This window comes from Lentzea sp. NPDC037011, assembly GCF_055607425.1.
Map to the genome: position 1 here is coordinate 640468 of NZ_JBVJRT010000001.1, position 9114 is coordinate 649581.

The window sequence follows — 9114 nt, forward strand, 5'->3', positions numbered from 1 at the left end:
CCCCCATCCTCCGCTATGGCCACCGGGGACCCGCCGAGGGGTTATCAGCAGCTAGTCGCTCCGGAGACGCCCGCCACGTAGGCCTTCGCGACGTGCTTGCCGGACGCGATGCGGTACCAGACGTTCGACGTGCCCTGCGTGCCTGACACCGACTCGCCGGTCAGCTGGCACGTGACCCGCACCTGCGCGTAGTTCGCGGCCAGACCCACCTGGGAGGACGAGGAGTTCGCGCCGGACCGCACGTTCACCGTGCCGTTCGCCGCCGACGTGCGCACCGTCCCGACCGGACCGGAGCCGGTCCACAGGTACGTCACGGTCACCCACGCGTTGTTCGACAGCTGGAGGCCGTCCCAGAACGTGCCGTCGGCCAGGTCGATGCCCGCCGGGTTCGCGACCGCGCGGCCGAACTGGTCCTTGCCGCCGTTGTAGTCGTTCTCGTACGCGGCCTGCGCCTCCGGCTTGCCCTGCGGCAGGTCCTTCCACATCTCGCGGGTCGTGGCCGGGTTCCAGTAGTCGTCCTTGGTGTTCCACGGGCCGACGTCCCACACCGGCGCCCACTCGCAGCGGCCGTTCGACGCGCACACCTGCACGCTGTAGTTGCCGGAGTTGTTGCCCGCCAGGCCCCGCCGCGACGGCAGGGCGACGAAGTGGTCGCGCGAGCGGATCACGTGCCCGTTGGCGGTGGTGCCGCCGACCAGGCCCTCCCGCGTGGCGTAGACGCGGTACGAACGCCCGGCGGCCAGCGCCGACACGTCCTCGGCGGCAGCGGGCGCGGTGTACGCCGACACCTTCACCTTCGAGGCCTTGCCGCTGTTCAGGACGACCCGCGCCTGAACGGTCGAGGTGGTGACCGGCAACGTCGCCGGTGCCTCGTACCACTCGGTCCACTGCCCGTCGGCGCGCAGTCCGCGCACGTCGACGACGCCGTCGCCGGTCACCGCCGCCGTGACCGCGTTGGCGGGCCGCGCGAGCCGGTGCGTCCCGAGCTCGACCAGACCGATCCGCGGGGCGCCACCCCACGAGACGGCGTGCCCGCTCGCGTCGACGGTCCACTCGTTGGAGGCGGCCTGGGCGGGTGCCGCCAGTCCGACCGTCAGGGCCGCCCCGACGACCAGCGGTAACAGGTAGCGCATGAGAACCCCCATCGCCAGCGCGCACGGCCTGGGTCCGTGCGCTTCGCGGCGAGAGTCGTCCTCAGCGGTAAAGGTTCACCTAAAGGAGGTCACCTGAAGGAGTCGGCCACCGCGGTCCGGTCGACCTTGCCCGGTCCGCGCAACGGCAGTTCGGTGACGAACCGCACCAGCTTCGGCGCCGCTGCCCGGCCCACCTGCTCTGCCACCGCGGCCTTGAGGTCCTCGACCGGGGGAGTGCCGCCGCGCGCGACGACGGCGGCCGCCACGACCTGGCCCCACTCGTCGTCCTGCACGCCGACGACGCACGCCTCCAGCACGCCGTCCACCGTGGCCAGGGCCCTCTCCACCAGCACGGGGGGCACCTTCTCGCCGCCCGTGACGATCATGTCGTCGGCCCGCCCGAGCACCTCCAGCCGCCCGTCGCGCAGCCGCCCGAGGTCACCGGTGCGGAACCACTCGCCGAACGGCTCGGGGCTGCCGCGGTACCCCAGCGCCAGCACCGGCCCGCTGATCTCGATCAGGTCGTCCGTGCGCAGCTCGACGTCCTTGAGCGGCACACCGTCGTACACACACCCGCCGGCCGTCTCGCTCATTCCGTACGTGGTGACGACCTGCACCCCGAGCGCGCGCGCCTGCTGCAACAGCCGCGGCGGGGTGGCCGCCCCGCCAATCAGCACGCCGTCGAACTGCCGCAACGCCTCCAGCCCCGGCCCCTCCCCGGCGACGAGCCGGGACAGCTGCGTGGGCACCAGCGCCGTGTAGTGCCGCCCCGGTTCGGCCAGCACCGGCCGCGCGGCCAGCGCGAACCCCATGGCGCGGAAGCCGCCGGACAGGTCCAGCTCACCGGGTGTCGTGCCGGCGACGACGGACCGCACCAGCACCTGGATGCCGGCGATGTGGCCCGTCGGCAACGCCAGCAGCCACGTGCCGGGCCCGCCCAGCCGTTCGTGCGTGGCCTCCGCGGACGTGGTCAGCGCCTCGGCGTCGAGCAGCACCGTCTTCGGCTCGCCCGTGGACCCGGAGGTCGGCACGCCGATGGCGGCCCGCTTCTCCCAGCCGTCGAGCGGTCCGTCCACCAGCGGTTCGCCACCGGAGAGCGCCGCGCGCAGTTCGTCGAGCACGGTCACCTGCCCAAGAGGAGTGCGGACTCAGAAGTAGTACGGGTAGTTCGACCAGTCGGGGTCGCGCTTCTCCAGGAACGAGTCACGCCCCTCGACCGCCTCGTCGGTCATGTACGCGAGCCGCGTCGTCTCCCCGGCGAAGAGCTGCTGCCCGACCAGGCCGTCGTCGATCAGGTTGAACGCGTACTTGAGCATCCGCTGCGCGGTCGGCGACTTGCCGTTGATCTCCCGGGCCCACTGCAGCGCCGTGGTCTCCAGCTCGGCGTGCTTGACGACCGCGTTGACCGCGCCCATCTTGAACATGTCCTCGGCGCTGTACGTGCGCCCGAGGAAGAAGATCTCCCGCGCGAACTTCTGCCCCACCTGCCGCGCCAGGTAGGCGGACCCGTACCCGCCGTCGAACGAGCCGACGTCCGCGTCCGTCTGCTTGAACCGCGCGTGCTCCTCGCTCGCGATGGTGAGGTCGCACACCACGTGCAGGCTGTGCCCACCCCCGGCCGCCCACCCCGGCACGACCGCGATGACGACCTTCGGCATGAACCGGATCAGCCGCTGGCACTCCAGGATGTGCAACCGCCCCGCCCGCGCCGGGTCCACCGTCTCCGCCGTCTCACCCGACGCGTACTGATACCCGCTGCGCCCGCGAATCCGCTGGTCACCGCCACTGCAGAAGGCCCAGCCGCCGTCCTTGGGACTCGGCCCGTTGCCCGTCAGCAGCACGCACCCGACGTCACTCGACATCCGCGCGTGGTCGAGCGCCCGGTACAGCTCGTCCACCGTGTGCGGCCGGAACGCGTTGCGCACCTCGGGCCGGTTGAACGCGATGCGCACGGTGCCCTGGTCGAGCGCGCGGTGGTAGGTGATGTCGGTGAAGTCGAAGCCCTCGATCGGCTTCCACAACGACGGGTCGAAGAGGTCCTGGTCTGCCACGGTCTGAGACTCTAGGCGCATGAATCCGGCAACGCTGCAGGCGAGGGTGGTCGTCGACGAGCTGGTGCGCAACGGCGTGCGGCACGTCGTCCTGTGCCCCGGTTCGCGCAACGCCCCGCTGTCGTTCGCGCTGCACCAGGCCGAGCAGAGGGGCCTGCTGACGCTGCACGTGCGGATCGACGAGCGCACCGCGGGGTTCCTCGCGCTCGGCCTGGCCAAGCGGGGCACGCCGGCCGTCGTCACCTGCACGAGCGGTACCGCCGTGGCGAACCTGCACCCGGCGGTGGTCGAGGCGGAGCTGACGCACGTCCCGCTGGTCGCGCTCACCGCCGACCGCCCGGTCGAGCTCTACCGCACCGGCGCCAGCCAGACGATCAACCAGCACGACATCCTCGGCATCCGGACGCTCCACATGCCCGAGGCCGCCGACGAGCCCACGACGCGATCTCTCATCTGTCGCGCGATGGCCACCGACGGCCCGTCGCACATCAACATCCCGTTCCGTCCGCCGCTCACCCCCGACGACGACGCGTGGCCCACGTCCGACCGCACCCCGTGGACGGCCACAGACCGAACCACCGCAATCGAAACCCGCCCGTCGGACCTGCCCGCGAAAACGCTGGTGCTCCTCGGCGACGACCACCCCGGCCGCGTCCGGGAAGCCGCGCGGCTCGGCTGGCCCGTCATCGCCGAACCCACCGCCCCCGGCGGCCTCCGCCACGGTTCACTGCTGCTCAACGCCGGTCTGCCGGAGCACCTGGAGCCCGAGGCGGTCCTGGTCGTCGGCCGGGTCACGCTGAGCCGCGGCCAGCAGGCGCTCCTCAAGAACACCGCGGTCGTGCACGCCGTCGGCGACCAGGCGGAGTGGGCGGACACCCAGTTCACCGCCACCCGCGCCTCGACGTGGCTGCCCGAGCCGCAGGCCGTCGACCAGGACTGGGCGCAGGCCTGGCAGAGCGCGGTCAAGGACGTCAGCGCCGCCGTGGACGAGCTGCTGGACGCCGAGCCGTGGCCGACAGGGCTGCACGTGGCGCGCGAGCTCACGCACACGGTCCCGGCCGGCTCGATGCTCTTCGTGGGCTCCTCCAACCCCATCCGGGACGTCGACTTCGCCGGCGAGCGCCGCGACGACCTGGAGGTCCACGCCAACCGGGGTGCCGCGGGCATCGATGGGAGCGTGTCCACGGCCATCGGGCTGGCGACCACGCACGAAGGACCGGCCTACGCGTTGATGGGCGACCTGACGTTCCTGCACGACCTCAACGGCCTGATCACCGACCGGCGGCCGGACCTGACGATCGTGGTGCTCAACGACGACGGCGGCGGCATCTTCTCGTTGCTGGAACAGGGCGCGCCGGAACACGACAAGAGTTTCGAGCGGATTTTCGGCACGCCGCACGGAGCTGATCTCGCGGCATTGTGCGCCGGACACCGAATCAGGCACTCCATTGTGGACGGCAAGGAGGAGTTCCGTAGCGCACTTGCGCCACCGGAGGGCATCCAAGTGGTGGAAGTGCGGTCGAAAAGAGACGAACTGCGCTCTTTGCACCAACGTCTCAAGTCGACGGTGTCAACGGTTTTCAGCAGGTAGGAAAACCCTCCGAAACCTACGTAAGTCGGTGGTTTCCCCTGGAAAGGGGTGGATAGCGTCCGGCGCATGTCGATCAGAACCAAGGCAACGGCCGCGGTCGCGTCCGCAGCCGCAGTGACGCTCTTCGCGGGAACGGCGCTCGCCGCGGCGCCCGGTGCCCCCGGCGCGGGCGACCCGTACTTCCCCGGCTACGGCAACGGCGGGTACGACGTCTCCCACTACGACATCAGGCTCAACTACAACCCCAACGGCGACCAGCTCTCCGGCACCACGACGATCCTCGCCAAGGCCACCGAGGACCTCACCCAGTTCAACCTGGACTTCCTGCTCAAGGTCAAGACGCTGCGGGTCAACAACGCCCCCGCCTCGTTCGTCCAGGACGGCGACGAGCTCGTCGTCACCCCGCGCGGCGGCCTGCGCAAGGGCCAGGACGTCACCGTCGTGGTGACCTACGCCGACGTCCCGTCGCAGGTCAAGGACCACAACGGCTACACGGCGTGGACGAAGACGCCCGACGGCGCGCTCGCGATCGGTGAGCCGGAGATCGCCCGCTGGTGGTTCCCCGCCAACGACCACCCCACCGACAAGGCCACCTTCGACGTCAACGTCGCCGTCCCGGAGGGCGTCGAGGTCATCTCGAACGGCACCTTCCTCGGCAACACCCGCCAGATCAACGGCTGGACCCGCTGGAACTGGCGCAGCACCAAGCCGCAGGCCACCTACCTGACGTTCCTCACCATCGGCCAGTACGAGCTCCGCCAGTACGCGGCGCCCAACGGCCAGCCGGTGTTCAACGCCTACTCCACGCGCCTCGGCGACTCCACCGACGCCGCCAGGGCCAGCGTCGAACGCACCCCCGAGGTCATCGAGTTCCTGTCCGGCAACTTCGGCCCGTACCCGTTCGAGGCGCAGGGCGGTGTCGTCACCCCCGACCTCGGCTACGCGCTGGAGGACCAGACCCGGCCCACCTACGACGACGCGTTCTTCCGCCGCGGCGCCAACACCTACGTCGTCGCCCACGAGCTCGGCCACCAGTGGTTCGGCGACTCGGTGTCGGTGCACCACTGGCGCGACATCTGGCTGAACGAGGGCTTCGCCTCCTACGCGGAGTTCCTGTGGTCCGAGCACGTCGGCGAGGGCACGGCCCAGGAGAACGCCGACTTCGTCTACGACTCCTACCCGGCCGACGACCCGTTCTGGCAGGTCCTGCCCGGCGACCCCGGTGCTGACAACGTCTTCCACGGCGCCGTCTACGACCGCGGTGCGCTCGCGGTGCACGCGCTGCGCGTGGCCGTGGGCGACGAGAAGTTCTTCGAGGTCCTCAAGACCTGGCAGGCCGAGAAGAAGTACTCCGACGCCACCATCGAGGAGTTCATCGCGCTGGCCGAGCGGGTCTCCGGGCAGCAGCTCGACCAGCTGTTCCAGACCTGGCTCTTCACCAAGGGCAAGCCGGCGGAGGCCCCCGGCCGGTCCGCCGCCCTGACGGCGAAGACCACGGCGAAGGCCGCAGAGCCGAAGTCGCGGGCCAAGATCGCGCTGACGCACGAGCTGCTGGACGCCCACAAGTAGTCGCCATCCGGCCGTGAGCGGTTTTTGTCATTGATATGACCAAAACCGCTCACGGCTTTTTTGTGCTTGGATCGCGATCAATGTATTCCCGATCCGGTGGAACCGGTTAATCCGAACGGGGTGTTTTGCGGGTCAATCCGTTTTTGTTCCCCTGATTCTGCCCTAACGTCACTCCCCGGATCACGGTGCCGGTCTCGGGGAGGTGAGCCTGTGGCGGATCAGAACAGTGCCGGGGAAAGCGCTCAGGCCCACACCTCCGGGCTGTACATCGAACACGACCCGCAGGCCGTCGACAAGGCGATCGGGAAGCTCGACGACCTCCAGCGGACCCTGGAGCGGATCAAGCGCAGGTCGTCGCTGCTCGCGACCAGGACCCCGCTCGGCGGGGGCTACGCGCAGGCCGTGGGTTCGATCAACGAACGGGTCGGCGAGCTCGCGCGCTCCACGGTCATCCCCGGCCTGCTGAGGGTGATCGACGAGCTGAGGGCCGAGCTGGACAAGAGCAGCCGGTCGTACCGGAACGTGGAAGAGAGCACGTCCGACACGCTGAACAGACTCTGACGGGAACTCATGAACCGCATGCGCATCGCCGTGGTCGGTCTGGCCCTGTTCGCCGCGGCCTGTTCGGACGGGGGCGTGAGCGGCCGGGCCCGTCCCGCCTCGGTGCGGACGCCGGTGACCAGCGAGGTCAGCCGCACGTCCGGCGCAGGGCTCGCCGGGGTCAAGCCCTGCGAGCTGATCAGCGGGGCGGAGGCGGCCGGCCTGGGCCTCGTCTCGCCGCGCCCCCGCACGACCGCCGGCCTGCAGACCTGCGAGTGGGACGGCAGCGGGAACGGCGGTCTCACCGTCGCCGTGGACGTGCGGCGGGGCGCCGACGCCCTCGACTACTCCGGTGACGCGAAGACCCCGGCCAGGTTCGGCGAGCGCGACGGCTTCAGCGTGGCGGCGCCGGACGGGGCGAAGGACCTCTGCCACGCGGTGATCTCCGTGTCCGCGTCGTCGAGCGTGCAGCTCGTGGCGAGCGCGGGCGGCGCGTCGGCCGACACCGCCAAGGCCTGCGCGCTGGCGACGAGATCGGCCGAGCTGGTGGCCGCCAGGCTGCCCTGATCCACAGATCCGCGAGGGGGACGAACGATGCCGCACGACACGCCGCGATTACCGCAGCCGAACGTGAACTACTCGGCGCACAGCCACGCAGACCTGCACCGGCTGGCGATGGACGGCAACGACCCGGCGCTCGCGGGGGAGATCGCGGCCGAGTGGAGGTCGATCGGCACCGAGCTGACCGAGCTGGCGGCCGGGATCAACGAGGTGGTCAACGGCCTGCGCGCGGGCTGGTCGGGCGCTGCGGGCGCCGGTGCGTCGGCGGCGTTGACGAAGATCTGCTCCTTCACGGACGAGCTGGCGTCGACGTTCACCGCAACGGCCCGCGTGGTCGAGGAGCAGGCCGCGGCGGCAGTGGCGGTGAAGAGCGCGTTCCCGCAGGAGGTCCCGTTCGACCCCGCGCGGATGCTGAAGGACGCGGCGACCAGCTGGAACCCGGTCCGCATGGTGGCGGCCCCGTTCGACGTCCTGGCCCAGTACGAGAAGGCCAAGGCCGCCAAGCAGGAGGCCGAACGGGTCGTGCAGGCCCGCGACAACGCGCTGGCGGCCTCCGCCGCGCTGCTGCCGGCCTTCGACGACGTCCCGCAGGTCACCACCGGCGACCAGGGCGTGACGACGACGAGTAGCACGACGTTCGCGCACACCACGGCCACGGTGAACCCGAACGCGGTGCACCCGGCCACGCAGGTCGGCACCCCCGTCGTCGGTGTGCCCGGCGTCCCGGTGAGCCCGGTCAGCCCGGTCAACGGCAACCCGGCCGGCGACTCCAGCGCCACGAGGACCGCGTGGTCCGCATCGGCCGCCCACCCCACGCCGCCTGGCCCGACGCCGCCCGACCGCACGCCACCCGCACCCGGTTCGGGCTCACCGGTCTCCTCGGGAGCCGTCCAGGGCATGAGCACCCCGCGCACCGCCGCGGGCAGGGGCGGGGGAGCGGGCGGTGGCCGCGGTGCCGGCGGGTTCGGCACGGCGCGCCCCGGTGGTGCCGCGGGACGGGGCACGTTCGGTCCCGCCACACCGGGCGGTGCCGCGGGCGTCGCGCCGGGTGCGGAGGGAACGCGCGGCGGCGGCGGTGCTCCCGGAGCGGGCAGGAACGGCGCTCCCGGCCCAGTCGGAGCCGGCCCCGCCGCGGGCGCGGGAAACGGCGGCGAGGAGGACAAGGAACACCGGTCCAACTACCTCGTGCCGACCGACGAGTACTTCGACGACAACCGGATGGTCGTTCCCCCGGTCATCGGGGAATGAGCTCGTCCCCATTTCACCCGAACGAGCCAGTATCTTGGAATAGAAACACGTCATACCCTCGATGGACATGGCCCCAAGCACTCCATCCACCGCGTACAGCCGCGATCTCGGCGACGAGTTGCGCCGGCTGCGCGAGTCCAGCACCGATCTCACCGGAAACGCCATGGCGCAACGGCTCGGCTGGGACCCCAGCAAGGTGTCCACCATCGAAAAGGGCAAAACCCGGCCGAGCGAGGTCGACCTGGTCCAGTTCATCACGATGTGCGGCAAGGACGTCGACTTCTTCGAGGACTTCCGGCGCAGGTACCGGTACGCCTTCGACGAGTACATCGTCCAGGTCTCGGACAACGTCCGCACGCTCGCCCTGGCCGAGTCGACGGCCGACAAGATGCTCAACTACGACACGTTGACGGTGGCCGTG

9 protein-coding genes are annotated in these 9114 nt (G+C 70.8%); 6 read left to right on the plus strand and 3 right to left on the minus strand.

The features are described 5' to 3' along the window. Positions 1–44: 44 nt before the first annotated feature. The 3 genes from ACZ7CH_RS03285 to ACZ7CH_RS03295 form a co-directional block, all read right to left on the minus strand. Positions 45–1133: a hypothetical protein gene (locus ACZ7CH_RS03285; protein ID WP_470373067.1), complete on the minus strand. Its 1089-nt coding sequence runs from the start codon at positions 1131–1133 to the stop codon at positions 45–47. Between the two features lie 89 nt (positions 1134–1222). After that, positions 1223–2260 carry an o-succinylbenzoate--CoA ligase gene (menE, locus tag ACZ7CH_RS03290; RefSeq protein ID WP_360399744.1) on the minus strand — a complete coding sequence of 346 codons (1038 nt, stop codon included), beginning with the start codon at positions 2258–2260 and terminating at the stop codon, positions 1223–1225. A 21-nt stretch (positions 2261–2281) separates the two neighbouring features. Continuing rightward, on the minus strand, positions 2282–3184 hold the full coding sequence (locus ACZ7CH_RS03295) for a 1,4-dihydroxy-2-naphthoyl-CoA synthase (RefSeq protein WP_458430132.1): 903 nt from the start codon (positions 3182–3184) through the stop codon (positions 2282–2284). A 19-nt stretch (positions 3185–3203) separates the two neighbouring features. On the opposite strand from ACZ7CH_RS03295, the gene menD reads away from it, so the two are divergent. The 6 genes from menD to ACZ7CH_RS03325 form a co-directional block, all read left to right on the plus strand. Next, positions 3204–4775, plus strand: coding sequence for a 2-succinyl-5-enolpyruvyl-6-hydroxy-3-cyclohexene-1-carboxylic-acid synthase (gene menD, locus ACZ7CH_RS03300; RefSeq protein ID WP_470369931.1), 1572 nt, complete (start codon positions 3204–3206; stop codon positions 4773–4775). A gap of 66 nt (positions 4776–4841) precedes the next feature. Beyond that, the gene (locus ACZ7CH_RS03305) at positions 4842–6344 is read left to right on the plus strand and encodes a M1 family metallopeptidase (RefSeq protein WP_470369932.1); all 1503 of its coding nucleotides are present in this window, start codon (positions 4842–4844) and stop codon (positions 6342–6344) included. A gap of 210 nt (positions 6345–6554) precedes the next feature. Further along, the gene (locus ACZ7CH_RS03310; protein WP_470369933.1) at positions 6555–6905 is read left to right on the plus strand and encodes a hypothetical protein; all 351 of its coding nucleotides are present in this window, start codon (positions 6555–6557) and stop codon (positions 6903–6905) included. A 9-nt stretch (positions 6906–6914) separates the two neighbouring features. Then, entirely contained in the window at positions 6915–7451 is a 537-nt protein-coding gene (locus tag ACZ7CH_RS03315; RefSeq protein ID WP_470373068.1) for a DUF3558 family protein, read from the plus strand. A 27-nt stretch (positions 7452–7478) separates the two neighbouring features. Further along, positions 7479–8693: a WXG100-like domain-containing protein gene (locus ACZ7CH_RS03320; RefSeq protein WP_470369935.1), complete on the plus strand. Its 1215-nt coding sequence runs from the start codon at positions 7479–7481 to the stop codon at positions 8691–8693. A 67-nt stretch (positions 8694–8760) separates the two neighbouring features. Further along, a partial coding sequence (locus tag ACZ7CH_RS03325; RefSeq protein ID WP_470373069.1) for a helix-turn-helix domain-containing protein occupies positions 8761–9114 on the plus strand: 354 nt, incomplete at its 3' end.

Bases quoted from the DNA above. Each gene is read 5' to 3' on its own strand.
- ACZ7CH_RS03285 (WP_470373067.1), bottom strand. From the start codon at position 1,133: ATGCGCTACCTGTTACCGCTGGTCGTCGGGGCGGCCCTGACGGTCGGA.
- menD (WP_470369931.1), top strand. From the start codon at position 3,204: ATGAATCCGGCAACGCTGCAGGCGAGGGTGGTCGTCGACGAGCTGGTG.
- ACZ7CH_RS03305 (WP_470369932.1), top strand. From the start codon at position 4,842: ATGTCGATCAGAACCAAGGCAACGGCCGCGGTCGCGTCCGCAGCCGCA.
- ACZ7CH_RS03315 (WP_470373068.1), top strand. From the start codon at position 6,915: ATGAACCGCATGCGCATCGCCGTGGTCGGTCTGGCCCTGTTCGCCGCG.
- ACZ7CH_RS03320 (WP_470369935.1), top strand. From the start codon at position 7,479: ATGCCGCACGACACGCCGCGATTACCGCAGCCGAACGTGAACTACTCG.